19 protein-coding genes and 1 tRNA gene are annotated in these 25,372 nt (G+C 70.5%); 10 read left to right on the top strand and 10 right to left on the bottom strand.

Translation table 11 applies throughout. The annotated features are described in order from the left end of the window. The 5 genes from rpsP (at window position 1) to ACOQPP_RS19170 (ending at window position 2,905) form a co-directional block, all read left to right on the top strand. Window positions 1–468: a 30S ribosomal protein S16 gene (rpsP, locus tag ACOQPP_RS19150; protein ID WP_419167203.1), complete on the top strand. Its 468-nt coding sequence runs from the start codon at window positions 1–3 to the stop codon at window positions 466–468. Further along, window positions 416–1,054, top strand: a complete 639-nt coding sequence (gene rimM / locus ACOQPP_RS19155; protein ID WP_419167202.1) for a ribosome maturation factor RimM — start codon at window positions 416–418, stop codon at window positions 1,052–1,054. The genes rpsP and rimM overlap by 53 nt, the downstream gene beginning before the upstream one ends. Before the next feature lie 5 nt (window positions 1,055–1,059). Continuing rightward, complete coding sequence (gene trmD / locus ACOQPP_RS19160) at window positions 1,060–1,740, top strand: tRNA (guanosine(37)-N1)-methyltransferase TrmD (protein WP_419167201.1); 681 nt, start codon at window positions 1,060–1,062, stop codon at window positions 1,738–1,740. A gap of 110 nt (window positions 1,741–1,850) precedes the next feature. Then, entirely contained in the window at window positions 1,851–2,222 is a 372-nt protein-coding gene (rplS, locus tag ACOQPP_RS19165; protein WP_419167200.1) for a 50S ribosomal protein L19, read from the top strand. A 92-nt stretch (window positions 2,223–2,314) separates the two neighbouring features. Beyond that, a complete protein-coding gene (locus tag ACOQPP_RS19170) occupies window positions 2,315–2,905 on the top strand; it encodes a ribonuclease HII (RefSeq protein ID WP_420637204.1) in 591 nt (196 codons plus the stop codon). Here ACOQPP_RS19170 and ACOQPP_RS19175 read toward each other — a convergent pair. Then, on the bottom strand, window positions 2,835–4,082 hold the full coding sequence (locus ACOQPP_RS19175; protein WP_420637205.1) for a glycoside hydrolase family 113: 1,248 nt from the start codon (window positions 4,080–4,082) through the stop codon (window positions 2,835–2,837). The genes ACOQPP_RS19170 and ACOQPP_RS19175 overlap by 71 nt on opposite strands. Window positions 4,083–4,216: 134 nt before the next feature. On the opposite strand from ACOQPP_RS19175, the gene ACOQPP_RS19180 reads away from it, so the two are divergent. Both ACOQPP_RS19180 and ACOQPP_RS19185 read left to right on the top strand, forming a co-directional pair. Continuing rightward, window positions 4,217–4,927, top strand: coding sequence for a class I SAM-dependent methyltransferase (locus tag ACOQPP_RS19180; protein ID WP_419167197.1), 711 nt, complete (start codon window positions 4,217–4,219; stop codon window positions 4,925–4,927). 97 nt (window positions 4,928–5,024) lie between these two features. Beyond that, window positions 5,025–6,221: a hypothetical protein gene (locus ACOQPP_RS19185; RefSeq protein WP_420637206.1), complete on the top strand. Its 1,197-nt coding sequence runs from the start codon at window positions 5,025–5,027 to the stop codon at window positions 6,219–6,221. Between the two features lie 8 nt (window positions 6,222–6,229). On the opposite strand, the gene ACOQPP_RS19190 is transcribed toward ACOQPP_RS19185, so the two are convergent. Further along, window positions 6,230–6,625: a type II toxin-antitoxin system VapC family toxin gene (locus tag ACOQPP_RS19190; protein ID WP_420637207.1), complete on the bottom strand. Its 396-nt coding sequence runs from the start codon at window positions 6,623–6,625 to the stop codon at window positions 6,230–6,232. Between the two features lie 302 nt (window positions 6,626–6,927). On the opposite strand from ACOQPP_RS19190, the gene ACOQPP_RS19195 reads away from it, so the two are divergent. Continuing rightward, window positions 6,928–7,527 (top strand): hypothetical protein, encoded by a 600-nt coding sequence (locus tag ACOQPP_RS19195; protein ID WP_420637208.1) that lies wholly within the window; start codon window positions 6,928–6,930, stop codon window positions 7,525–7,527. Window positions 7,528–7,572: 45 nt separating this feature from the next. Continuing rightward, window positions 7,573–7,645: transfer RNA gene (locus tag ACOQPP_RS19200), tRNA-Lys, on the top strand. Between the two features lie 12 nt (window positions 7,646–7,657). Here the strand turns inward: ACOQPP_RS19200 and ACOQPP_RS19205 are convergent. Beyond that, window positions 7,658–10,420 (bottom strand): TonB-dependent receptor, encoded by a 2,763-nt coding sequence (locus ACOQPP_RS19205; protein ID WP_419167192.1) that lies wholly within the window; start codon window positions 10,418–10,420, stop codon window positions 7,658–7,660. Window positions 10,421–10,633: 213 nt separating this feature from the next. Here ACOQPP_RS19205 and ACOQPP_RS19210 point away from each other — a divergent pair, with 213 nt between their 5' ends. Then, the gene (locus ACOQPP_RS19210; RefSeq protein ID WP_420637394.1) at window positions 10,634–11,332 is read left to right on the top strand and encodes a porin family protein; all 699 of its coding nucleotides are present in this window, start codon (window positions 10,634–10,636) and stop codon (window positions 11,330–11,332) included. On the opposite strand, the gene ACOQPP_RS19215 is transcribed toward ACOQPP_RS19210, so the two are convergent. The 7 genes from ACOQPP_RS19215 to ACOQPP_RS19245 all read right to left on the bottom strand — a co-directional run bounded on the left by ACOQPP_RS19215 (window position 11,329) and on the right by ACOQPP_RS19245 (window position 25,371). Continuing rightward, window positions 11,329–12,132: an N-acetylmuramoyl-L-alanine amidase family protein gene (locus ACOQPP_RS19215; RefSeq protein WP_419167191.1), complete on the bottom strand. Its 804-nt coding sequence runs from the start codon at window positions 12,130–12,132 to the stop codon at window positions 11,329–11,331. The two genes, ACOQPP_RS19210 and ACOQPP_RS19215, sit on opposite strands and share 4 nt — an antisense overlap. A 159-nt stretch (window positions 12,133–12,291) precedes the next feature. Continuing rightward, window positions 12,292–15,042, bottom strand: coding sequence for a M14 family metallopeptidase (locus ACOQPP_RS19220; protein WP_420637209.1), 2,751 nt, complete (start codon window positions 15,040–15,042; stop codon window positions 12,292–12,294). A gap of 22 nt (window positions 15,043–15,064) precedes the next feature. Beyond that, window positions 15,065–16,903 carry an AAA family ATPase gene (locus tag ACOQPP_RS19225; protein ID WP_420637210.1) on the bottom strand — a complete coding sequence of 613 codons (1,839 nt, stop codon included), beginning with the start codon at window positions 16,901–16,903 and terminating at the stop codon, window positions 15,065–15,067. 109 nt (window positions 16,904–17,012) lie between these two features. Continuing rightward, the gene (locus tag ACOQPP_RS19230) at window positions 17,013–19,841 is read right to left on the bottom strand and encodes a leucine-rich repeat protein (protein WP_420637211.1); all 2,829 of its coding nucleotides are present in this window, start codon (window positions 19,839–19,841) and stop codon (window positions 17,013–17,015) included. Further along, on the bottom strand, window positions 19,838–21,103 hold the full coding sequence (locus ACOQPP_RS19235; RefSeq protein ID WP_420637212.1) for a type II toxin-antitoxin system HipA family toxin: 1,266 nt from the start codon (window positions 21,101–21,103) through the stop codon (window positions 19,838–19,840). The genes ACOQPP_RS19230 and ACOQPP_RS19235 overlap by 4 nt, the downstream gene beginning before the upstream one ends. Before the next feature lie 9 nt (window positions 21,104–21,112). Further along, a complete protein-coding gene (locus ACOQPP_RS19240) occupies window positions 21,113–21,460 on the bottom strand; it encodes a hypothetical protein (protein WP_419163973.1) in 348 nt (115 codons plus the stop codon). A 59-nt stretch (window positions 21,461–21,519) separates the two neighbouring features. Beyond that, complete coding sequence (locus ACOQPP_RS19245) at window positions 21,520–25,371, bottom strand: hydantoinase B/oxoprolinase family protein (protein ID WP_420637213.1); 3,852 nt, start codon at window positions 25,369–25,371, stop codon at window positions 21,520–21,522. Window position 25,372 lies beyond the last annotated feature (1 nt).

A 25,372-nucleotide genomic window follows, 5' to 3' on the forward strand; every position in this document is an offset into this window, starting at 1 on the left:
ATGGCGACAACGATCAGACTCAAGCGGGTGGGCGCGAAGAAGGCGGCCTCGTACCGCATCATCGTGACGGACCAGCGCGAAGGGACGTCGGGGCCCTCGATCGAGCGGCTCGGGCTCTACAACCCGCGCACGGAGCCTTCGCTGGTGCGGATCAACGCCGCGCGCACGCTGCACTGGCTCAACGAGGGGGCGAAGCCGAGCGACACGGTGCGTTCGCTGCTCCGGAAGACGGGCCTGTGGCGGCAGTTCCACGACGGCGTGGACCCGGCGTCGCTCGAAACCGCGATCGTGGAGATCGGACCGCCGCCCGGCCGGCGCGGCACCTCCCAGCGCCCCATGCCGAAGCCGGAAGCCCCCCCGGAGCCGGAGGCCGAAGCGGAGCCGGAGGCCGAAGCGAAGGCCGAGGCGGCGGCGGATGACGGCGACGAGGCTGGCGATGCGGCGGACGGCGACGACGCGGACGACTGACGCCGGGCCGCACGCCCCCGACGGTGCCGTGGCGACCTCCGATCCTCCCGTGATCGTGGCCCGGATCGTTCGGCCCCACGGGATCCGCGGCGCGCTGCTCCTCGAGGCGGAGACGGATCACGCCGAGGCGCTCTTCCGGCCGGGCCGGCGGCTCCGCCTCGTCAGCGACACACCTGCGCGAACGGGCGAACGGGTCGCGCCCCCAGCGGCCGGCCCCGAGGCGCTCACCCTCGAGACGGCGAGGTTCCACTCGGGACGCTGGCTCGTAACGGCCCCAGAGGTGGCGGACCGCACCGCCGCCGAGTCGTTGCGCGGCGCGCACCTCGGTGTCCCGCGCGAGGAGTTGCCTGATCTGCCGGACGGCGGCTACCTCCTGCACGACCTGGTCGGCATGTCCGTGCGCGAGGGGGGCGAGACGATCGGGACGATTCGCGAGGTCTACGACCAGCCGGGCGGGCCGCTCCTGGCGCTGGACGTGGCCGGACGCGAACGGTTGATCCCCTTCCAGGCCGACTTCGTGGTGGAAATGGACATCGACGGGCGCGTACTTCACATGACGCTCCCGGCCGGCCTGCTCGACATCTGATTCCGATGCGCATCAACGTCATCACGATCTTCCCGGAATACCTCGAGGGTCCGCTGGGACTCTCGATCCCGGGACGCGCCCGCGAGGCGGGGCTCGTCGACTACCGTCTCATCGACCTCAGGGAATACGCGACGGACCGCCACCGGACGACGGATGACGAACCGTTCGGCGGCGGCGGCGGGATGGTCATGAAGCCGGAGCCGTTCGACGCGGCGCTCGGCGCGCTCGAGGCCCCGGGGCGTGTGGTCTCACTCTCCCCTCGCGGACGTCCATTCGACCACCGGACCGCGGTCCGCTTCGCGCTCGAGTCCGACCTCACGCTCCTTTGCGGGCGCTACAAGGGGATCGACGAACGCGTCGCGGAGCAGTGGGTCGACGAGGAGGTCTCGATCGGCGACTACGTCCTCAGCGGGGGCGAGCCGGCCGCGCTCGTCGTCATCGACGCCGTGGTGCGCCTCCTCCCCGGGGCGCTCGGCGACCACGATTCGGCCGCCTCCGACTCCTTCTACGAGGGCCTGCTCTCCGCTCCCTCGTACACCCGGCCCGCCGAGCACGACGGCCGGTCGGCGCCGGGCGTGCTGCGGTCGGGCGACCACTCGCGCATCGAAGCCTGGCGGGCCGGGCAGGCCGACCGCGCCACCCGCCACCGCCGCCCCGACCTCCTCGATCTCGACGCGGCCGACTGATCTGGCTATAATAGAGGGCTGCGGCCGCAGACCGTCACGCCGCCGCGACCCTCCCGTGGCACGAGTTCGACACACGAGTTCGACAAGAGAGAAACAAGGATAGACGAACGATGGATCCCAGGATCGCCGAGATCGAGGAGGGATACAAGCGCTCCGACCTTCCGGCGTTCGCGCCGGGGGACACGGTGCGCGTCCGCGTGCGCGTGAAGGAAGGCACGAAGGAGCGCATCCAGCCGTTCGAGGGCGTGTGCATCGCTCGCCGGGGGGCGGGGGTCAACGCGACCTTCACGCTGCGCCGGATCTCCGGGGGCGTCGGCGTCGAGCGCATCTTCCCGCTCCACTCGCCGTGGATCGTCGGGCTCGAGGTCGTCCGCCGGGGCGATGTCAGGCGCGCCAAGCTCTACTACCTGCGCCAGCGCCGCGGCAAGCGGGCCCGGGTGCCCGAGCGGAAGTGGTGGCTCGACAAGAAGGAGAGCCGCTGACGGGTCCTCCCCGGCCGCCCAGGCCCGCACGGTCCGCCGCGCGCTCCGCTCCGCTGGACCATGAAGAGCGGGGCTGGTCCGCGGGCTGCCGCGTGGTAGTCGGGATCGATGAGGTCGGTCTCGGCCCGGTGGCCGGCCCGGTCGTCGTGGGAGCGGTCGCCCTCCACCCCGGCCAGCAGTTCGAGGGCTGCACGGACAGCAAGCTGGTCCCCCCGGCCCGCCGCGAGGAACTGGCCCTCCGCATCCGCGCCGAGAGCCTCGCCTGGCGCGTCGCCGCCGCCTCCACCCGCGAGATCGAGCGCCTGAACGTCCGCGCCGCGACCATCGTCGCCATGCGCCGGGCGCTCGACCGCCTGCCGGTCGAGGCGGACCTCGTCCTCGTCGATGGCAATCCCGTCCCCGAACTCGGCGAGCACCGCTCCATCGTCGGCGGAGACCGGGCCTCGCATTCCATCGCCTGCGCCTCGATCCTCGCGAAGGTCACGCGCGACCGCCTCATGCGGCGCCTGGACGCGCGCTACCCGCTCTACGGCTGGGCCTCGAACAAGGGATATCGGACGCGGCACCACATGGAGGCGATCCGCCGGTACGGCCCGACGCCGCACCATCGGGTCACTTTTCGGGGCGTCCTCCAGACGGAATTCGACCTGGACCGGGAGCCCCCGCCGCCACCCCCGCCGTGACCGGCGTTCTCAGCGGCATCGGGAAGGCGGGGCGCGCTCCGGCGCTCGCGTCGCCCTCGTACCAGCTCGCCATGACGGTCTCGGCCGCCTTCCCCTGCGGTGAATAGTCCGTCGCGATCCACTCCGCCGACGGCATGCCCGCATACCACTTCCAGGCGAACCCGCCCGCGAACCAGGGCCGGTTCCACCACACCCGGAACATCGCCTCGTAGGCCGCCGCCTGCGCCGCCCCGTTCGAGTGCAGTCCCCGCGCTCGCCGTCCCTCCGGCAACTCCCACTGGCGGCCCGCCGCCCCGTCCACGCTGCGGTATCCGAACTCGGCGAACAGGATCGGCTTGCCCGTGGTCCGGGCCACCTCTCGCAGTTCGTCGCTCCACGGTTGCCACGCCTCGACCAGCATCTCCACCGCGGGCGTCGGGTCGTCGGCGAGCGGGAAGTACGCGTCCACTCCCACGAGATCGAGCGCGTCCCAGAACTCGATCTTCGCGTACTTGTCCCAGTTCGCCGCGTAGGTGAGCCGTCCGCCGTAGATCGCCCGCACATCGGCGATGAGCGCGCGCCAGTAGTCGGGACGCGCGAGCGCCACGAGGTCCACCTCGGTGCCCACGCTCATCATCTCCACACCCATGGAGTCCGCAACCTCGGCGAAACGGAGGATGTACTCGCGATAGTCGGAGAGGAACGTCTCCCACTGCTCGGCGGTGCGCGGCTCGAACTCGCCCGGCCAGCCCTGGCCCCGCACCCAGAGGTGAGGTTTGAGGAGGACGGAGAGCCCGCTGCCTCGGGCGTATTCGATCGTCTTCGCGACGCCGCCCGCCGTCTCGCCCCAGAACTGGCGCTCACGGTCGAAGGCGACGCGGGGATCGGCGGGATCCACGAAGGCGTAGGGGATGACGGCGACCCAGTCCGCCCCCGCCGCCACGGCGGGCTGGAGAGCGTCGGACGCCATCTCACGTCGCGGGGCGGAGAAGGACACGCCCCGGATCCGGTCCTCGGGTCGGACGGAGACGTCCGGGACCGCGGGCTCGCGAAGGCCAGCCGACCGGCCCGCCGACCCGGCCGCGGCGGCGTCGGCCCCCGCTCCAATGGAACCGCACCCCTCCGAGACCACCATGGCGAGGACCGCGGCCGCAACCACGAAGCCGGATCCCCTCGCCGCAAATCCTGTCGTTCTCATCTATACCATCGTGCCTGAAGGCACCGAGAATCTCAACACGCTCACCGCCCCACGCTCACCGTCTCCCGTACGAGCTCCGCGCCGCGCCGGGTTCAGGCCTTGAGCGAGCCTCGCGCCCCGAGTCTCTTGTGCGCATGAGTCCGGAACCCTTCGACTTCGACGGCGCCTACGGCGACGTCTACGAGCGGCTCGCCCGCACCGTTATACCCGGCTACCTGAGCTCGTTCCGCCAGGCGCTCGCCCTCCTGCAGGGACGCCTCGGCCCCCGCGCGCGGTTGCTCGTCGTCGGTGCCGGCACCGGGATCGAGATCGTCACCTTCAAGAGGGCCGAACCGGGGTGGCGGCTGACCGGCGTCGATCTCTCCGCCCAGATGCTCGACATCGCCGAGCACCGGGTGCGCGAGGCCGGCGTCGAGGCCGGCGTCACGCTCATCCACGGGACGGTGGACGACCTCGACGCGGCCGACTTCGATGCGGCCGACTTCGACGCGGTCACCTGCTTCAACGTGATGCACTTCCTCCCCGACGACGGCGCCAAGCAGGCTCTGCTGCGCGGCATCTCGAATCGCCTCGCGCCGGGCGCCCCCTTCGTCCTCTTCGAACTCCACGGAGATCGCGCCGCCCCCGACTTCAACGAACTCTTCACGGCCTGGAGCCGCTACTGGGAGATCCAGGGGATGGGAGGCCCCGAACGGGTCGAGTTCCGCGCCAGGATCGACGCGGGCATCCACTGGGCCTCCGAAGCCCGCATCCGCGAACTGATGGCGCGCGCGGGGTTCGAGGACGTGCGGCGCTACTTCCGCTCGCTCCTCTACGGGGGCTGGATCGCGCGCCGTGCGCGGTAGCGACGTTCCCGCGGGAACGTCTGCTTCGGCCAGTTGCCCAACTGGCGGGGTTCCCGCGGGAACGTTTCCCGGGCGAAGCCGGTCCCACGCGTGGCGCGTGGCGGCCGCGTGCCTGGCGTTGGCGTGCGGCGGCGAAATGGGGCCGCCGGGCGTCGACGAGCCGCGTGTCGCCTCGGTGGAGGTCGTCCCCGGCGTGGCCCTCATCGTGGGAGAGGGTGGGGAAGCGACGTTCTCGACCATCGCCCGCGCCGGGAACGGGACGGTGGTGACCCGCACGCCCCGGTGGTCCGTGGAAGATCCCGGCGTCGCCGCCATCGTGCCCCCGGGTGCCCGGGTCGGCCCATCGACTGCGGTGGTGCGGAGCGTAGGCGCCGGCGTGACCCGGGTCGCCGCGACGATCGATGGGGTTCGGGGCACCGCGCGGCTGGAAGTCTTTGTCCCCGAAGAAGTCGTCCGCTTCGAACCGGGGCGGAGCTACTTCGGCCGCAACGGCTACGTCGAGTACGTCCCCGGCGACCTGCCGGTGATTCTGTCGGCGCCACACGGCGGAGGGCTGACCCCGGCCGAGATCCCCGATCGTCGGTTCGGGACCCACGTCACGGACCTCAACACCGTGGAACTCACGCTCGCCCTGCGCGGGGCCCTGATCGACCTCACGGGGCGCGCGCCGCACGTCATCCTCTCCCACCTTCGCCGGACGAAACTCGACCCGAACCGGGAGATCGGGGAGGCCGCCGAGGCCAACCCGTTCGCGGAGCAGGCGTGGCGCGAGTTCCAGGGCTGGATCGAGTCGGCCCGCACCGCCGTGGCGGCGGATTTCGGGGCGGGGCTGTATCTCGACATGCACGGCCACGCGCACGACATCGACCGGATCGAGCTGGGATACCTGCTCACGGCCGACGAACTGAACCAGCCGGATGCGGCGCTCGATGGCGCGCGGGTCGCCGCGCGCACGAGCATCCGCGCCCTGGGGCGGGCCTCGCCGCTCCCCTTCTCGCGGCTCCTGCGGGGCTCCACCTCCTTCGGGGGTTTGCTCGAGGCGGAAGGGGTCGCGTCGGTGCCGAGCCCCGGCGACCCTTCCCCCGGCGACGCGCCCTACTTTACCGGAGGCTACAATACGCGGGAACACGGGTCGCTCACGGAGGGTGAGGTGATCAGCGGCATGCAGCTCGAGCACCACTTCCCGGGGCTGCGGGACACGCCCGCGAACCAGCGAGCCTACGCGGCCCGGGCCGCCCGCGTAATCCGCCGCTTCATGCTGGAGCACTACGGGGGCCTCGCGCGCCGCGGGTGACCCCCCGCTCAGGAGCTGTCGAGTTCGGGGAAACAGGAGGAGAAGAAGCCTCGGTCCCGCGTCAGGAAGCGCTCGGCCGCCGCCACCGCATGCGCGCCGATGAGGAAGTCCGTAATGATTCGCTCTCTGGTACCGCCGGCTTCCCGGTATCGTTTCCAGCGGCGCCCGGCGTCGTAAGCCATATCCGAGTCGATCGCGGACACGACGACATTGACTTCGCCGAGCGTCCGGTCCAGTGCCCCTCGGTCGGGGAACGCCGGGGCCAGTTCCGCGTACGCGACGTCACAGATGATGATCCCCCCCGCGTCGTAGGCCTCCCGCAGCCACTCCCTCGATGCGGCGCCGTGCCGAGGGTCACGCAGGAAGATGTCCAGCAGGACACTCGTGTCCACCGCCGTGATCATCTCCCCCGAATCTCCTCGAGGTAGTCGTCTGTGGTCCCGCCGGTCTCAAGGACGCCGTACACACGGTCGACGGGGTGCCGGGCCGCGGACCGCTTTCGAACGAGGAGGCCCCCGTCCGCCGGCACTACCTCATTCATACCTATGGCTGCGCTCCGCAAGTCCCTCCGCCGATCTGTGAGACGTTCCCGCGGGAACGTCCTCTTCAGCCAGTTGCCTGACTGGCGGGGTCCCGGCCGGGCGGGAACGTTCCCGCGGGAACGTTCCGCTGGAGCACGACGGGGGGTCGGGGGTACGTTCCGACCATGAATGGGACAGAGCGGGGGAAACGAACCAGACTCGTGCCGGCGGTCGCGGTGGCGCTGGCGGTAGCGGGGTGCAGGGCATTCCAGGCCGACATCTCGGCGCAGGAGCGACCGCCGCCTCAGGAACCGCCTCGGGAACCGATGGTGCTCCTCGTGTCCGGAGGGGTCCGGGACGGCGAGATCGTCCTCGGACCCGCCTTCGCCTACGAGGGGGCGGTCCGGCTGCCCGAGCCACCGGGCCCCTACCGGCTGAGGGGGCTGGACGCGGAGGGGGACACGCTGTTCTCCGTGAGCCTCACGCCGAGCGAAACCAGCGAGGGGGGGAGCGGTTTCGCCGTCGCGATCCCCTTCGATCCCGCGTGGACGGAGGCGCTGGACCGGATCGAACTGCGCGGCCCGGGGGGCGTGGCCACGCTGGACCGGACGGACGGAGCGCGGGCGATGCTGATCCGCGACCGCGCCACGGGACAGGTGCGCGCCATCCTGCGCGACGCCTCCGGCGGGCTTCCGCCGGAGTTGGCGGCGGACAGCGCGTCCCTCGACATCATCCTGGGACTGCCCCGTCCGCCGGCGCGTCCCCCGCCGCGTCCGCCGGGCTGAGCCGCGAGGTGAACACCCCGGGCGATCGTGTTAGCTTCGCCTTCCGGCCGGGTAGCTCAGTTGGTAGAGCAACGGACTTTTAATCCGCAGGTCGTGGGTTCGATCCCCACCCCGGCCCCTCCTGGCGCCCCTACTTCCAGCGGTATCCGAGACGGGCGTAGTAGAATCCGCCGTTGGAGCCGAAGGGTGATCCCGGACCGTAGCGGTTGCCCGAGAACGTGGCCCCGGGATTCTCCTCCGGGTAGTGGTTGAGCGCGTTCTGCCCGCCGGCGGAGAGGGTCAGCGACTCGTTGATCGACCAGGACGCATCGAGATCGAGGAGCATCTCGCCGGGATAGGAGTAGTCGTCCCGGGCGTCGAACCAGCCCGCGTAGTAGCTCACCCGCGCCATCAGCCCCAGCCGCCCGAGCGCGTGCTTGCCCGTAAGGAGCCAGCGGGTCGCCGGGAGCGCTTCCTCGAGCTGACGGATCCGCGTGTCGTCCACCTTCTCCGGATCGAACCGGGTGACGCGCGTGTTCGTGTGGTTGAAGGCGAAGCTGATCGACGTGCCGCCCCCGAGGGCGGGCGGCGCGTAGGTGGCGACGACGTCGACGCCCTGCGTGCGCGTGCTGAAGTCGTTCGTGAAGAAGCGGAACTCCTGCAGGTTCCGCGCGCTCACGATGCCTTCCTCGACGAGCCGGGTCTGCTCGTCCGGCGTGAGATTGAAGCGCTGCGTCAGCGCGATCCGGTCCGACAGGGCGACGCGAAAATAGTCGGCCGTCAGGTGGAAGGCCCCGCCGCCGCCCAGCACGGCGCCGAACGCGAAGTTGCGCGACTTCTCGGCGTCGAGCGGGACCCCGCCCACCAACGCGGCGACTCTCGACGTGGAGGGGATCGTGCCGCTGTTCACGAGGTCCCCGAGTTCACGGTCGAACAGCGTCGACACGTTGAAGGCGTTCTGCTGGCCGGGCGTGGGCGCCCGGAAGCCCGTGCTCACGCTGCCCCGGAGAGCGAGTGCGCGGGTGAGCCCGTAGCGGCCGGCGAGCTTCCCGTTCAGCGTCGAACCGAAGTCCTCGAAGTCCTCGAAGCGGAGGGCGCCGCCCAGCGTCCAGCGGTCGTTCCGGTAGTCCCGGAGTTCGGCGTCCGCGTAGAGGGCCGTGTTCGTGCGGTGCCAGTCCCCGGCGGCGATCGGGCTGAAGCCGGGGAAGCCGTTCGAACCCGCGCTGAATCCCTGGGCCGCGAGCCGGCCCAGCGTCCACGACGCCTCATCGCCGAGTCCGATCGTGAAGTGCTCGTCCCGCCACTCGACGCCCGCCGCGAGGTCGAGGAGGTCGCTCACGGTGTACGCCGCGTCGACGTGCAGGTCGATGTCCACCTGCCGGTACCGCCCCGGATCGAACTCGGTCGGCGTCTCGGGGCCCAGCGAGGCGTTCACCGTGTTGAAGATGAAGTAGTCCACCTCGTTCCGGCCCCAGTTCCCGCTCACGTCCCAGTGGAGTCGCCCGGCCTGGCCTTCGACACCCGTCACGAGCGAGGCATCCCGCACATCCCCCCCAAATTGGGGGGTAAAGCCGCCCGGGAACCGTCTCTGGAAGGTGAAGCAGTTCGGATCCGCCAACACGCGTTCGAGGGCGGTGGGGTCCGGCAGTCCGTTGGTGACCCGGACCTCGGGACAGCCGGCGGAGCCGTCGAGGACCCCGTCCTGCGCGTCGAGCAGGTCGCCGATCAGCAGCGTCTCGCCCCCGTCGAGGCTGAACACGCCGCTCCGGGTGTTCGGGTTCCGGAAGAAGAAACCCCCCGTCACCTGCTGGCTCGCGTAGTTGGCGTGGGCGTAGATCTTCGTGCTGCTACCGAGGAAGTAGCCGAAGTTGCCCCACAGCTTGAGGTCGTCCTCGATCTCCGGCGCGCCCCAGATCTGCGCCGGGTCGCGCACGTGCGTGTTCCCCGCCGCGACGAGGACCTCCGCGTCCCCCCGCTGCACGCTGCGGCTCGTCGAGTTCGAGCGGCCGTACTCGGCGCTCAGGTTCGCGAACCCGGTCGGGCCGAGGGGGAGTCCGGTGTTGCCGGAGATCGTGTAGCCCTCGCCGCCGCCGTCGGCGAAGCCGCCGCTCCGCACCTCGAGCGCGCCGCCGGAACGCGCGTCCTTGAGGTGGAAGTTCATCACGCCGGCGATCGCGTCGGACCCGTACTGCGCCGACGCCCCGTCGCGCAGCACCTCGACCTGCCGTAGCGCGATCGCCGGAATACTCGAGAGATCCGGCCCCTGCGCGCCGTCGGCGACCCCGTTGCCGATCCAGGTGATGACCGCCGCCCGGTGCCGCCGCTTCCCGTTCACGAGCACGAGCGTGTGGTCGGGCGCCAGCCCCCTGAGATTCGCCGGCCGGATGATCTTCGCCGCGTCCCCGGTCGCCTGCGGGTTGATGTTGTAGGAGGGGACCGTCGTCCTCAGGAGGTCGCCGATGTCGGTGTCCCCCTGGTCCATCAGTTCCGACGGGGCGATGGCGTCGATCGGGACCATGGATTCCGTCGCCGTCCGGGGGCGCGAGCGGCTGCCGACCGCGACGAGCCCGGCCACCGAGATGACCGTCTGCACGAGCGGCAGCTCGAGCGTCACGACCTCGCCGTCGACGATCGTGGCCTCGCGCCGCTCGATGCCGTAGCCGAGGAGGCGCACCTCCACCTCGAGCGGGCCGGGCGGGAGGTTTGCGATGTGGAAGTGGCCCTCGACGTCGGTGATCCCGCCGTAGCCGAGTCCCGGCAGGGAGATCTGGGCCCGCGGCAGCCCGGTGCCGCTCGCCGCGTCCTGGACGATGACGTCGAGCCCGCCCTGCCCGAGCAGCGTCGCGGGACTCGCCCCCAGCGCCAGGGCCGCGACGAAGCAGACGCTGAAGAAGGCACCGGGGGTTCGTCGCATGTCAGTCCTCCTTCGGTGGTACGGAGAGCAGGTCGCGGGTCCACGCGGCGATGTGTTCCATCCGGCGCTCGCGCCGTACCTGCGCTCGGTCATCCGGGATTCTCTCCGGTCCGCTCATTGACTGCGCGATGGGACCGTCGCGGGACCCACCATCGGATCACGATGGGACGTCGAGAGATGACACGCGGGAGGGAGGGGCGCAACTTGTCCTCCGTGTGTTCGGCGCGACTCGACGGGAAGGAGCCCGATGTGAAGGTCACCAGGTGGCTGGCGGGACTCGCGGTGGCGGCGCTGCTCGCGGTGACGACGCTCCTCGCGTCACCCGGGATGCTCGAGGGGCAGCGGGCGTTCGGGGTCAAGGGCGGGGTCACGTTCGCGGACGCCGAATTCTACGACGCGTTCACCTCGCGTCACCGGGCGCGTACGGCCGCGGGCGGGTTCGCGACGTTCCCGATCTCGAACCGGGTCGATGTCCAGCTCGAGGTGCTCTACATGCACAGAGGCTTCGCGACGGACGGGGAGTACCAGGATGGTTCGACCACGCGGATGTCGTACCTCGACTTCCCCGTCATGCTCAGGCTGCGAATGACCCGCAACCCGACGGGCGTGCGCCCGTTCCTCAGCGGCGGCGGCTACTGGGCGCACGAGGTGGGCTGCCGAACCAGCGGCGGCGTGGCCCAGCACGAGCAGAGCGACAGCTGCGAGGGCCGCTTCATGCGGCGCGGGGTGGCGGACGTCGGGCTCATCGTCGGCGCCGGCCTCGAGGCCACGGTGTCCACCGGGTGGTTCCTCCTCCTCGACGCCCGCTACAACTTCGGCGTGCGGAACCTCCACTGGGATCCCGCCTCCGAGGGAGCCAAGGCGCGCAACCTGTCGTTCTTCGGAGGCGTCGGGGTGCGGATGGTCGGCTAGCGGCCGGGCGGCTGGCGGCCGGGCAGCGCCGTGATCGGGAAGGCCTTCACCGCCTCGACGATCCCTCGGGCCGCCCGCTGCGGCGCGTCGAGGATCACCCGCCGGTCGTGCGCGCTCGTGATGAAACCCGTCTCGATGATCAACGCGATCGTCATCGGGTGGAGCGCGTGCTCGTACCGCCGGTAGTTGAAGGCGTAGTAGTTCTGCATGCGGCGGGTCTGCACCGGCAGGTTCCTGAGTCCGGTCGCCGCGCCGTAGGTGTCCCGGAGCAGGCGCGCCGCGTCCCCGGCCCGTCCCGTGGCGTCACGCCGCGGGGAGGCGACCCTGTATCCGGAGGCCGCCGGACTGTCGCTCCCATCCGCGTGGATCGCGATGAAGAGGTGCGCCCGGTAGCCGGGAGGCACGACGGCGGGGAGGATGTCGACCTCGTAGCCCAGCGCCTCGAGTTGCGCGCCCGCAAGTTCGGCGATGGCGAGGTTCGCCTCCCATTCGGCGGTCCCCTGCCACTGCGTCCCGTTGTAGCGGAGACGCCTGAGCTCGCGCGGGGCCTCGTCGGCGCGCCAGTGCCCGGCCTGGAGTGCGATGCGGATCGGGCCGGCGGGGGGTTCCCACTCCTCGGGGGTGGGGATGGGACCGGGGTAGCGGTTGTAGTTACGCCACCTGCGCCACCTGTCGCTCGCGTCGGCGGACGCGTCGCGTTCGGTGGCGCGCTGCTCCTGGGCCGCGGCCATGCCGACGCCGGGTCCCGCGAACCCGGCTGCGAACAGAACCACGGCGGCCGTGAGTACCGTCAGATTCAAGTCGAGACCTCCTCGCGAGCGCGGCTCCCACGACCTCAACCCCCCCACGGTCCGGATCGTTGAGGCTAACCGGCGCGGCGACCGCCCGGCAACACCCGACCTCCTGGACCCCACTGGACCCCGCTGGCCCCACTGGACGAGGGTGAGGCGCCACGGGATTCAGCGGCAGCGGAGCCCCGGGCTCGCGGGGAGGCCGTCCGTCGCGGAGGCGGCGAGCGCGTTGAACAGGAGCTTGAACGTGTTGCGCGGCTGCCCTCGGAAGTGCGGCCGGAACGCGAATAGCACGACTTGGCCCTGCCCGACCCCCACCTGCGCGGCGGCGGGGTAGCCTGCGAGCACCTCCTCGCCACCCAGCGTCCACCCGCTCACGAGGAAGTCCGGGTCGGCGTAGCACACCGGGGTCGAGATGCGCCCGCCCGCGCTCGCCCCGCCGCCCCCGCTGGCGACGCGCTCGAGCACCTGGCTGCGGGAGAAGAGGGCCATCGCCTCATCGTCCATCCCGTAGCCGAGGGGGTGAGAGGGGTCGACGTCGAGCCGGATCACGGAGCCGGGGATGAAGAAATCCTGCGAGGAGAGTCCCCGCGTCCGGTTCCGGAAGGGGAGGCCGAACGTCTCGATCGCGTAGTCCACCGCCTGGTCGACGGCGACGAGCCAGCCTCCGCCCTCGACGAATGCCCGCAGCCGGGCGGCGCCCTCCTCGCCCAGGCCGCCCGTGTACTGCTCCGGCATGCTGCCCGGTTCGTTCCCGCTCGCGATCCCCCCCGCGCCCTGCGAGGGGAGGAGGATGACGTCGAAGCGGGACAGGTCGCCGCTCCGTATGTCGGCGTCCCATGCGTTCTCCCACTCGAAGCCGTACTGGTCCAGCACCCAGCGGGTCCAGCCCTCCGGCATCGGGGCCTGCCACGAGCGGTAGATCGCGACGCGCGGGGCGCGTGACGCCGCGGTCGCGCCGGAGGGCAGGGGATCGGGCACTCCGGTGAGCGTGAGTCCCTGCTCGGCCGCGAGCGTCCGCGCCGCGTCGCTCGACAACCCCGGGAGCCAGTACGAGCCGGCGGGGATGTCGCCGTTCGGCGTCGACACGTCGCGCGTGGTTCGGTGGCGCTCGGCCGGCCCGCCGTCCGCAGCCCCGCCGCTGCCCCCGTCCGCCGCGGCCAGCCCGCGGTAGACCCAGTTCGAGTTCCCGTGCAGCGCGAAGCCCGCCGCGCCCTCGCCACGCACCTCGCCGACGTCCGCCGACACCTCCCCCCACTCTCCGGTCGGCATCTCGAACGGCTCGTCCACGTTCACCACCTCGAGGCCCATCTGGAAGCGGAGTTCGTAGCCGGTCATGTCGTACGGGGGCTCGGGCGGTCCGCCGGGGTACTGGCGCCGGTCCGGGTACTGCTTGGGTTCCATCAGGTCGACGACGTACGGCCGGAAGGCCTGGGGCGGAATCACGTACGACCCCGCGGGGAAGGCGAGGTCTCCCGCCGCATCTCCCGCCGCATCTCCCGCCGAAAACCCCTCCGACGCGCGCACGAACTCGATCCCCGACCGAGACATCAATCCCATGAACTCGACGACCGTCCCCGGGTCGTGCGAAGCAGCGGGGTCCAGCACGTAGGCGAACGGTCCGCCCTCGGCCGCGTTCCCCCGTTCGATCTGGCGCCGGCCCATGCGGTAGTGGTTGAAGAGGTACTCCTCCTTGAGCTTGGCCCCCATGTCCGCCACGGCCTTCGCCGCGGTCATCATGTAGTCCATGGCGTCGCGGATGTGCCAGCAGCCGCCGAGCCAGGGGTTGTTGTAGTTCGTCGAGGGCGTCTTCGCGGGCAGGTTCCCGGCGCGGGCGCCGAACGTGTCGGGGATCTCGTCCTCGTCGTAGCAGTGCGGCGTCGCGTACCCGGCGCCCGCCGTCTCCGTGAGGAAGCCGAGCATGTTGTGGTAGTCGGGCCCGCCCCGCATCGATCCGTTCCACCACAGGTCGAACACGATGTCGCTGTTCACGCCGGGCTTCCCCTCCTCGTCGAACCGGCGCCGCATCGAGTGCCCCATCTGGTTGATCGAACTCACGACGAGCGGGTCCAGATTCGGGCTCACCGGGTTCTCGAACGGCGGCATCCAGATCCGCCCCGGGAAGGGGCTCGACTGGTGCTGGTTGTAGACGATCTGCGGGAACCAGTTGTGGTACAGTTGCCGCGTCACGGCCTGCGTCTCGACCTGCGTCAGCATGTACCAGTCGCGGTTGTTGTCGTGCCCGATGTAGTGGTGGTACAGCTCGGGGACGCGCGCCATCTCGAACTCGCCCCCGACGTTGGACATGTACCAGTCGGCCACGATGTTGAGGCCGTCCGGGTTCATGTTCGCCATCAGCAGCACGATCGCGTTGTCGCGGATCCGCCGCGTCTCCGGCGACTCGTCCGTCACGAAGTGGTGCGCCATCTCGGGCATCACCTGCCCGTGCGCGACCTCGGTCGCGTGCAGCCCGCCGTCTATCCACACGACGGCGACGCCTTCCCGCGCCCGCGCCCGCGCCTCATCCTCCGCCAGTACCGATCCGTACGCGGCTTCGGGGTCCCGCGCGTAGGCGAGCGTCCGGGTGATCTCCTTGAGGCGCTCCATGCGGCGGAGGTTCGCGGGCGACGAGATCGCGGCCAGATAGAGCGGTTCGCCACGCGTGCTCTCGCCGATCTGTTCCAGCGCCATGCGGTCGGTGGACGCGGCGAGCGCCTCGAAGTAGGCCTTGATCCCGTCGTAGTTCGTGAGCTTGTAGTCCTCGCCGGGCGCGAACCCGATGATCTCCGCGGGGGTCGGCACGTCGCCGGCCCCGCCGCCGCCGTCCGTCGCGCACCCCGCCAGCAGTATGGAGGAACACAGGACGGTGCTCGCGAGCCGGGGGCCGAGGGTCGTGCCGTCGAATGTGGATCTTGTCACTTCCAGCCTCCCTTCGGGGTCACTACGGTCCCTCCGCAGATCTCCTCACGTTACCCTTCGGTGCCCCCCCCCGGGGCTGCATAAGTTCGAGCAGTAGATCGAGCTTCTGCCCAACTTCCCGCGAGATCGCGGAAGGCTCCCACAGAGCCACGAGGCGGTGGAAATCTCCCTTCCTGAGCAGTATGGGAAGGCCGAACCGTCCTCCAGACCGGCGAAAGAACTCTTCGGCGAGCTCGCTCAGCTTGACCGTTCGTGTCTTGGCATCCCACAGGAGAGTTGCGGCTTCGGGATCCAGCCCCTTCCAGGTCGAGAAATCTCTGTCTTCTCCGTCGAAGACGCCGTCGAGGATGAGAGCGTCCAGCACCTTGTCGATCGCCTCTCGAACGTCGGCATCCCGACTCCCGCTGAATCCACCCCCGGCAAGGGATTTCTCCGCGAAACGCCTCAGGATCTCAGGCGTGACGACATAGTTTTCGACCTCATAGCGGGTCCAGGACGCAATGGTCAGACCGCCTTCTCGCGAATCCTGTCGCTCTCTTCCGTCACTGTCGCGAATCCACAATCCTTTGAGTCCCGGCACCATTCCGCTGATGGACTGGAAATGCTTCCTGGGTTTCTTCCCATAGGCGCCCTCCGCCCGCTCGAGCTCAGATTCCAGGTCACGTTCCGGATGGTTGTCCCGCTCATAGTATGCATTGATCCCGCTTCCCTCTTCCCAAACGTCCGCCGCCGGGTGTTGCAGTTTCTTCGCCAGCTCGTGAAGGATGTCGAGGTCTGTCCGCCCTTTGACGTAGAGCACATGTCCGCTCTGACGGGCCCTGACATAATGTTCCGCGCCGTAGTACCGGAGGGCGTCGAGAATAGGGTCTTGTGCTGAAAGATCGTGGACCGCTCCCTGAAGGAGCAGGGTAAGGTTGTCACGGACGGCTTCCGCGTATACGACTTCGGAATGGGTCGCGATGACCACCTGCGAGTCGTTCTCGGCGGCGACTTGGCGGAGCAGGGTGTAGACCTGCTTCTGGCGGAGAATCTCGAGGTGCGCGTCGGGTTCGTCGATGAGGAGCACACTCCGAGGATGGGAATGGATGTATGCGAGGATGAGCAGCATCTGCTGGAGGCCCCGACCAGCGAGGGCGATCTCGAGCGGCTCCCGTACTCCTGACTGCTTGTACTGGAGAGCGATACCGCCGCGCACGGTCTCGGTGGGGTCCTCGAGGTCGATCGCGAACAAGCGACCCATCAACCGGACGATACGTCCCCACGTATCGGAGTCGTCTCGGTACACCATGAGACAGAGATTGCGCAGTACCTGGGCCGTCTGTCCCTGGCCGAGCAGCACGTCGACCCGGCCCGGCTGGAGAAGCGGCTCCTCGATGTCGATTCCGGACATCGGGTACAGAAGCCGCACATCGATCCCGGCGGCGGTCTCGATGGCGCCGGGGTTCGCGAGCGTCGATTCGTCCGGCGTGCAATAGACGACTTCCGTACCTGAGTTACGGAAGCTCATCGTGACGGGACAGACCCTGCCCTCGTGCAGCACGCCGAGCGCGATCTCCATCATGACGTCCGTGCGCCCCGTCCGAACCACCGTGTTGTGCCAGAACTGGCGGGTGCGCGACACGGGCACGGAGACGATGCTCAGCCTGTTTACCGCGGTTGCGGTTCGCTTGCTGGGTGGCGCTTCGCCCTTGCGTGCAAACCACGTCTTCACGGCCTGTGACCGGAGCGCCAGCGCCTGGATCGCGGTCGTCTTGCCGCAGTTGTTCGGGCCGATCAGAACCGTGGGATGATCGAGTTCGATGCGCTGCGCCTCTCCGAACTGCTTGAAATTCCGTACTTCGAGATAGTGTAGTGGCCTCATCCAACCTGCACCTCCTGGCCCGGTGTTAGTCGAAGGCGTTCTCGGACGTCTCGGGGGATCACCACGCGATGCCGGGAAGAGATGGTCACGATGCTCATGGCGCAATCCGTCAGTTGGGGATGATGCGGACGACGCGGCCGTCCGGGTCGACGACGGCGATCGGTCCTCTCAGGATGTCGTCGCCGTAGGGGATCGCGCGAGTCGGCGTCGCGCGCGCCGCGGCGTCGGGCTGCGGCAGCTGGTACCATTCCGCCAGGCCCACCTTGACCGCGTAGCCGAGATCCGCCAGCGACTGGACGGTGATCAGGCTCAGCGGTTCGCGCTCCCCGATGGCCTGGTAGGGCGTCATCAGTTCGTGTCCGAGCACGGATTCCCGCCAGTGCGAGTCGGCGGCCCCGGGACCCGACGCGTTCTCGACCGGCACCTTCTCGCCGTCGTCGTAGTTCAGGCCGCCCTTCTCGTCGAACGCCTGGATGGCCAGCCGGCCCGTGAAGTGGGTGTCCGCGTCCGGGTTGTGGAGCGACGGGTCGCGGAGCAGGCCATGGTAGCTCCACACCGTGCCGATTCCGAGCACGTGGCCGATCTCGTGCAGGATCACCTCCCCGACATCCTTCAGGTCGCCGTCATCCGCCAGCGAGGCCAGGTCGGCGGCGTCGAACTCGACCGCGCCGAGGAAGGGGAGAGCGGAGCCCTGACGGATCCCGCAGGGACCGGCCCGCGCCAGCGTGTGGCCGACGCCGTCGATCTCCCGCACCGAAGCCACGACGACCAGATCGTCCACCGTCCCGATGCGCTGCTCGCTCAGGATGTCCCAGCACCCCGTCTCCGCGTCCTGGCCGAGCGGCACGTCCGGCAGTTCCGTGTCCGCCAGGATCGCCGACCAGAAGCGTACCGCCTCGTCCAGCGCCTCCGCCTGCGACGCCGTGACTTCGTCGAGGAGGATGAGATCGATGTCGAACGGGCGGGAGTTCGCCTGTCTCACCGTCACCTGGAACGAGATCTCCGCCGTGCCTCCCGCCGAGTCGGCCGCGGTCACCGTGGCGGTCGCGGATCCCCGGGCCACGGGAGTCAGGGTCACCGTGTCCCCCCTGGCCGCCGCCACGACCACGGCCGAATCGGAAGAGCCGGCCGTGTACTCCAGCGCCTCTTCCTCCGGGTCCCGGAAGTAGGACGACATGTCGATCATGGTCTCGTGGGCGCCCGCCTGCATCCGCTGCGGCGACACCTCGCGCACCGGCACCGGCGGCCGGTTCCCGCCCGACCCGAACAGGACCAGGGGGTCGCCGAGTCCGATCTCGATGCCGGAGGCCGCCGCCGGGATCGAGGGCGCCGGCCCGGCGACGACCTGTGCCTGGCTCGCGCCGTCCCCGCCGCCCGTGACGGTGACCTCCGCGCTCCGCTCGCTCCCGGCCTCGATGACGGTTGAGTCCGCCGACAGTTCGCCGCCGCGCACGGACAACGGGACTCGCATGCGGAAGGGCGCTCCCGCGGCCAGGCGGATCCCGATCCGGGCCGGGCTCGCGGCGTCGGGTTCCTCGCCGTCCGTGCGCTCGATGTCCAGCCGGAGCGCGAACGGAGCCCCGGGGTTGTCGGTCAGGAGGAGCGTGTCGAGGCTCGCGAGTCCGACGAACATTCGCTCGGGCAGCTCCGTCAGCCGGTTCCGTTCCAGCCGCAGGATCCGCAGGTCCACGAGCCCCGCGAACGGGGCCGGGGGGAGCGTGGCGAGCCGGTTGCCGTACAAACGCAGCACCTCCAGCCGCGTGCGGCCCGCGAACACGTCCTCGGGCAGCGTCTCGAGCCGGTTCCGGTCCAGCCGCAGTTCCCGGAGGCCGGAGAGCCCCTGGAAGACATCATCGGGCAGCGTCTCCAGCCCGCTGTCCTGCAGGAGCAGGCTCTCGAGCCCGGAGAGGCCGGCGAAGGCGCCCGCGTCCACTTCCCCGATTCGGCCGTTGCCGAGATACAGCCACTCGAGCGCGGGGAGCCCGGCGAAGGCGCCGCGGGGCAGCGTCTCGAAGTCGTTGTTCGCGAGATTCAGCCGTGTCAGGCGCGCGAGCCCGGCGAAGGTGCCCGGCTTCAGGGTGGCGAACGCGTTCCCCCGCAGTTCGAGGCTCTCCAGCGCCGGGAGCCCCTCGAAGGCGCCTTCCGGCAGCGCCGCGAGTTCGTTCTCACCGAGGTCCAGCGTCGTGAGCCTCGAGAGCCCCTCGAAGGCACCCTCCGGCAGCGTCTCGAAACCGTTGTTCCGCAGGCGCAGCGTCTCGAGGCTCGCGAGATCGGCGAAGGCCCCCGCCGGGAACGCGGTGAGGCCGACGCCGGAGAGGTCGAGGTTCCTCAGGTTGTAGAGACCGGACAGGTCGCCCCGCCGCAGAGTCGGGATCTCGAACCCGGCGAGGTTCAGGGTCGTGATCCCGAGATGGGAGACCGTGACCTCCTGACAACTCGTGGCCCGGGTGCGCACGACGAGAGCGTCCCGGATCTCGGGGGTGCGGTCGCAGACGCCCTCCTTGATCGCGACCGCCGTGGAGGTCGTCCCCCCGAGGACATATCCGGCGTCGGTCGTCGGCGGATCGAGGCTGAGCAGAAAGACCTCGCGCGCGGGCTCGATGTCCGCATCGTCCCGGATCGGGATCCGGACCTCGACGACGCTCGTCCCGGCGGGGAAGGACGCCGACGTGCCGGCTTCATAGTCCGCCGCATCGGCATCGGCCGTGCCGGGGTCCTCGTCCGCCGCGAGCGTGTACCGAACGGTGAGGGGCGTGGTGGGCGCGGGGTCGAGCCGGATCGGCACGATGACGTCCACGCCCTCGGACGCCTCCGGCGACCGCACGACGACCGTCGCCACCGGCGTCCGGGCGGGTTCGGGACCCGGCTCCGTCGTGCCGCCGTCGCACGCGGCCAACCCCGCGGCGACGGCGAGCGCCGCCCATCCATTTCGCGTCAAGCCCACGACCCGGCCATCTTCAGATCCTCGTGTACGAAAGCGGACTCCATCCGTGCGATGCTCCTCGCGGAAGCCCCCAGAGCGGCCGCCTCGGCCCTCCAGCCGGAAACCCCCCGCCCCACCTCGCCGGCGATCCGCTTCGCCCGGTCGAGTTCGAGCCCATAATACTCCGCCGTGGCCAATGCGCGGTCCAGTGAGGCCGTCCCGTCATACTCGTCGATGTGTGTGCGGAGGACCCGCGGTCGGATCTGCGTGGGCGCCGGGTTCAGATCGTAGGCCGGAGAAAGACGCCAGCCCGGGGCGTCGTCATAGAGGAAGCCGTGGTTGCGAAGGTGGTCATCGGTGTTCGAGACGAGGATGCTGAAGACGATCCTTCTCCAGAGTTCGGCCAGACCGCGCTTCGCGGCGGCTCCGTGGCGGCGAAGCGCGTCCGCGATCTCCAGATAGGATCTTTGCTCGCGATCGTCGGCCCCAAGCATGCTCATCGCGGACACGAAGGGCACGCGACGGGCGCCGTCGCGATCGAAACGCCGCAGGATGAGGACACACTGCCCGGCGACCCGTTCGATTCGCCAATCGGGAACCTCGATCCCGGCGCGTCGCGCCAGCGAGAGGGCGACGCCTTCCCAGAGCACGACATCGTATTCGTCCGCTGCGTGGGGGAACTTGGCGATGGCGAGCCCCCCGTCGCTGTCCCTCACGGCGGCCTTCGGCCGGGCGCCCCCGAGCGAGGCCCCGGGCCCGAGGAGCAGCCGCAGGTCGTCATCCCCTTCCTCATCGCGTGTGACCCGCGTCGAGGCGGCCAGGAGTCGTCCCAGATCGAGCAGGGGAGGGATGCGCCTCGCTCGAGGCTCGGCGAGGAAGGGCTCGGCGAGGAAGGGTCCGTCCGGGCCCCTTGAGAACCTGAGCGCCCCCATACGCAGTTCGTCATCGACGCGGAGAAGGAAGTCGGACTCGAAGAGGGTGCGGGGTGCGCGGCCGTCCCGCCGGGCGCGTCGAACCTCCTCGCGCCGCAACAGGACGCGGCCCCAGCGGTCCGGCGCCGAGTCGCCGATCGATCCGAAGAGCGCCCGTCGGGTGTGAAACGGACCGGGTCCGAGCCCGAGCGCCGGCTCCAGCGCGAACCGTCGCGGGTGGGCAAGCCAGTCCGGATCGTAGTCGAACGATGCGTTCTCGCTGCCGCCGCGAACTCTGACCCGGAGTCGTCCGACGAAGGTCGGCGTTCCGTTCAGGTCCACATGGACGAGGATCCGGCGCTCCACGAGACGGCCTCAGTCCCCCCCGCGGTCGCGCCGCGAGCGCGGAGCGGGATTGCGGACGCGCTGCGGGAGGCGCTCCTCGAGCAGGTCGAGCCCGAGGCCGTCCCGGCTGCGGTCGGCGAGTTCCGCCACGCCGTCTTCCATGCCGAGGACGAAGAGGACGGTCGCGTAGTTGCCCATCGAGACGCCGGGATCGCCGCGCTCGATCTTGTGCAGCGTGGTGCGGCTGATCAGCGCCCGTTCCGCCATCGTCGTCGCGCGGATGCGGCGGCGAAGGCGGGCGTCCCTGATGTCCGAGCCGAGCTTACGGAGGAGTCGCCGAACCGGAAGCGGCAGCGTCCCCCGAACGGGGTTCTTCATTGTAATGACCATAATAATAGTAGATATTATGTATATGGTACACTATCATGGACCTGATCTCAAGTCCGGGCACCGTACGCGCGCGTCGCCTCATCGGCGGAGACGTAGCCGTCGAGCACATCCTCCCGGACGCGCTCGGGCGGCCGCCGGGACGGGTCGCCGAGGCCGCCTCCGCCCGGCGTCTCCAGCACGATGCGCTGGCCCGGGGGCACCACCTCGCGGCCCTTGGGCCGGAAGTCGCCCACGCCCGGCACGTGAACCCGTCCCGCGGCCCCGTCGCCGCCCCCGTCCCGGCCGCGGGCCGGATTGCGGACCCGCTCGAACATCTTGGAGACGGCGAACGCCTCGCCCGACGCGTGCGAGATCTCCATCACCTGTCCGAGGCCGCCCCGGAACTCGCCGGGACCGCCGGAGTCGGGGAGGTACTCCTTCCGCCAGAAGATGAGCGGCGCGACCGTCTCGGTGATTTCGATCGGCGTGCTGCGGACGCCGGAGGGGAAGGCCGTCGCCGACAGCCCGTCCTTCCCGGGGCGGGCCCCCGTGCCCCCGGCGTGGAAGGGGTTCACCACGAAGTCCTCGCCGCGGTAGAGGTGGGCGCCGGTCAGCCCCGGCCCGGCCATGATGACCGGGTTCCACAGGCAGGAGGCGCCCTCGGCGGGCACCGAACCGGGGTTCATCGCCTGCTCCAGGCAGCCCAGCACGACGTCCGGCAGCATCTGCCCGATCGCGTGGCGGGCGGAGACGGCGGCGGGCGGGGGCGCGTTGAGGAGCGAACCGGGCGGGGCGGAGACCGCAATTGCGGCCAGCGACCCGGCGTTGTTGGGGACGTCGGAGCCCACGACGCAGCGTACCCCGAACGAACTGTAGGCGCGCGTATACGTGACGGGGACGTTGATGCCGCGCGACGACATGGGCGACGTGCCTTCCCAGTCGATGCGGATCCCGTCGGGACCCACCGTGAGTGCGCAGACGAGGTCGAGGTCCTCGTCGTAGCCGTCGATCCTCATCCGGTTCCGGTACGTGCCCGGGCGCAGGGCGCGGATCCGCTCCCGCATCGCCCGCCGTGAGGTTTCGATGATGGTCTCGGCCAGCGGTTCGAGCGCATCGATGCCGAATTCCGTCATCATCGCCGCCAGCCGCTCGCATCCGGTGCGGTTGCACGCGGCCAGCGAGTAGAGGTCGCCCTGGGCCACGTCCGGGTCGCGGACGTTGGCCCGCACCAGCCGCATGAGCGTCTCGTCCACCCGCCCGCCCCGGATCAGGTAGCCGATGGGGAGGCGGATCCCCTCCTCGAACACCTGGTTCGCGTCGGCTCCGAAGCCGCGGCCGCCGACGTCGGCGATGTGGCTCGTGGCCGCGAACAGCGCGACCGGACGCCCGTCCAGGAACGCCGGCGTGACGACCGTGAAGTCGTTGAGGTGTCCCGTCCCTTCCCACGGATCGTTCGTGATGAGGACGTCGTCCTCCGCCAGCGTCTCCACGGGATAGTCCCGGAGGAAGAACCCCACGGAGGCGGCCATGGCGTTGACGTGGCCGGGCGTGCCCGTGACCGCCTGCGCGAGCATGCGCCCGGAGAGGTCGAACACGCCGGCGGAGAGGTCGCCCGCCTCGCGCACGGGGGTGGAGAACGCGGTGCGCACGAGGGTCCGGGCCTGTTCCTCCACCACGGAGAGGAGCCGGCTCCACATGATCTGTCCCTCGAGGGCGGCGATGCCGTCGTGGGCGCCGCTGGCCGCTGCCGCGCCGCCGCCCGCTGCCGCGCTCCGCTCGACGAGGAGGTGGCCGCCAGCGACCGCCCGCGCCTCCCAGCCGCCGGGGACCACCGTCGTCGTCTGGTCCTCCGCGATCAGCGCCGGACCCTGGACGCGAGCGCCTTCCGCCAGCGCCACGCGCGTGTAGACGGCCGCGGCCGCCGACTCGCCGCCGGGTCCCTCCCACAACTCGGTCCAGCGCGCGGGGGCCGATTCCGTCGCGGCGGGTCGTCCGGACGTTCCCGCGGGAACGTTTTTCCCCGTTTCGGGACCACCTCGGGACCACAAAGACGTTCCCGCAGGAACGTTCCCGGCCTCCGTCGCGGGCGCCGACACGACGAGCGTCCAGCTCAGGACCTCCACGTCCAGCCCCGGGATCGTGCGCCCGTACACGGTTTCGTAGCCGCGGTCGAACGCCTCGCGCAGCGCCGCCGCGTCTCGGAGGTCCTCGGGGAGGTCGACGCCGATCTCGTGGCCCTGGCCTACATAGCGCATGTAGGCGCGCGCCTTCTCGGTCGTCGCCGCGCCAGGCGCTCCGCGCGACACTACCGGCACCGCCTCCGCCCGCATCTCGTCGAACACCTCGCGGACGACATCGGGATCGAACCCCGACAGGCGCATGTAGCGGCTGCGCACGACCTCGTAGGAGATGGGGGCGAGGAGGAAGCCCACGGCCGATCCCACCCCCGCGTCGGCGGGGACGAGAAAGCGGTCCACCTCGAGCTTGTCCGCCAGCCGCGCCGCGTGGATCGGGGCGGAGCCGCCGAAGGCGATCAGGGTGCGTCCGGCCACCCCCTTCCCCCACTCGACGGCGTGGGTGCGAGCCGCGTTGGACATGTTCTCGTCCACCATCTCGCTGATGCCGAGTGCGGCGAGCTTCGGGTCGAGTCCCAGCTTCCCGCCCACGCGGGCCCCGACCGCGGCCTCGGCGCGCACCCGGTCGAGAGCGATCGAGCCCCCGGCGAAGAGATCGGGATCGATCCGCCCCAGCACGACGTCGGCGTCCGTCACCGTGGGCTCATCCCCGCCCCCGCCGTACGCCGCCGGCCCCGGCTCCGACCCGGCGCTGGCCGGCCCCACCTGGATCCGCTCCAGATCGTCCACTCCGGCGATCGATCCGCCCCCGGCCCCGATCTCGACCATCTCGATGACGGGGATCCGCACCGGGAGCCCGCTCCCCTGCTTGAAGCGGTAGCTGCGGGCGACCTCGAATGTCCGCGAATGGAGCGGGCGCCCGCCATCGATGACGCACAGCTTCGCCGTGGTGCCGCCCATGTCGAAGGAGAGCACGTCGCCCAATTCAAGTTCTCGCGCGAGGTGGCTGGCGAGGATCGCGCCCCCGGCGGGTCCGGATTCCACGAGGCGGACGGGAGCCGCGACCGCCGTCTCGAGCGTCGTGAGCCCGCCGCCCGAGGTCATGAGAAGGAAGGGGCACCCGAACCCAGATTCCCGCAGCGAATCCGCGAGCCCCGTCAGGTAACGGGCCATGAGCGGCTGGACGTAGGCGTTCGCGCAGGCCGTGGACTGTCGCTCGTACTCCCGGACCTCGGGGCACACGTCCGAGGCCAGCGTCACCGGCAGCCCCGGCCTCCACTCGTCCAGGATCTCCCCGATCCGGCGCTCGTGGTCCGGGTTGGCATAGCCGTGGATGAGCCCCACCGCGACGGATTCCACACGCTCGGCCTCGAGCGTTGGCAGCAGCGCGCGCACCGAACCTTGCTCCAGCGGCACGAGGACACGGCCGCGGTGGTCGACCCGCTCCTCCACCGGCAGCCGAAGCCGGCGCGGGACGAGGGGCGGGGGACGGTCCACCCCGATGTCGTACTGCTCGAAGCGGTTCTCCTGTGCCATCTCGAGGGCGTCCCGGTGCCCCGACGTCACGATGAGGGCGGTGCGGGCCCCCCGTCGCTCGATGATCGCGTTCGTGGCCAGCGTGGTGCCGTGGATGACGAGACGCACGGCGGAGGGCGGGACCCCGGCGAGTCCCAGCACCTTGTGCACCCCCTCGAGGACGCCGCGCTCCGGCGCCGCGGCGGTCGTGAGCACCTTCGTCGTGACGAGGCGCCCGCCGGCCTCCAGCGCCACATCCGTGAAGGTCCCGCCGATGTCGATCGCGAGCCGCGCCTCGCCGCGCGATTCGTCCAGCGGATTGCCGCTCACC

Source organism: Candidatus Palauibacter sp., from assembly GCF_965222475.1.
Taxonomy (GTDB): Bacteria; Gemmatimonadota; Gemmatimonadetes; order Palauibacterales; family Palauibacteraceae; genus Palauibacter.

Coding starts and splice junctions, on each gene's coding strand:
- rpsP (WP_419167203.1), top strand. CDS start 1: ATGGCGACAACGATCAGACTCAAGCGGGTGGGCGCGAAGAAGGCGGCC.
- rimM (WP_419167202.1), top strand. CDS start 416: ATGACGGCGACGAGGCTGGCGATGCGGCGGACGGCGACGACGCGGACG.
- trmD (WP_419167201.1), top strand. CDS start 1,060: ATGCGCATCAACGTCATCACGATCTTCCCGGAATACCTCGAGGGTCCG.
- rplS (WP_419167200.1), top strand. CDS start 1,851: ATGGATCCCAGGATCGCCGAGATCGAGGAGGGATACAAGCGCTCCGAC.
- ACOQPP_RS19175 (WP_420637205.1), bottom strand. CDS start 4,082: ATGAGAACGACAGGATTTGCGGCGAGGGGATCCGGCTTCGTGGTTGCG.
- ACOQPP_RS19180 (WP_419167197.1), top strand. CDS start 4,217: ATGAGTCCGGAACCCTTCGACTTCGACGGCGCCTACGGCGACGTCTAC.
- ACOQPP_RS19190 (WP_420637207.1), bottom strand. CDS start 6,625: ATGATCACGGCGGTGGACACGAGTGTCCTGCTGGACATCTTCCTGCGT.
- ACOQPP_RS19195 (WP_420637208.1), top strand. CDS start 6,928: ATGAATGGGACAGAGCGGGGGAAACGAACCAGACTCGTGCCGGCGGTC.
- ACOQPP_RS19205 (WP_419167192.1), bottom strand. CDS start 10,420: ATGCGACGAACCCCCGGTGCCTTCTTCAGCGTCTGCTTCGTCGCGGCC.
- ACOQPP_RS19225 (WP_420637210.1), bottom strand. CDS start 16,903: ATGAGGCCACTACACTATCTCGAAGTACGGAATTTCAAGCAGTTCGGA.
- ACOQPP_RS19240 (WP_419163973.1), bottom strand. CDS start 21,460: ATGAAGAACCCCGTTCGGGGGACGCTGCCGCTTCCGGTTCGGCGACTC.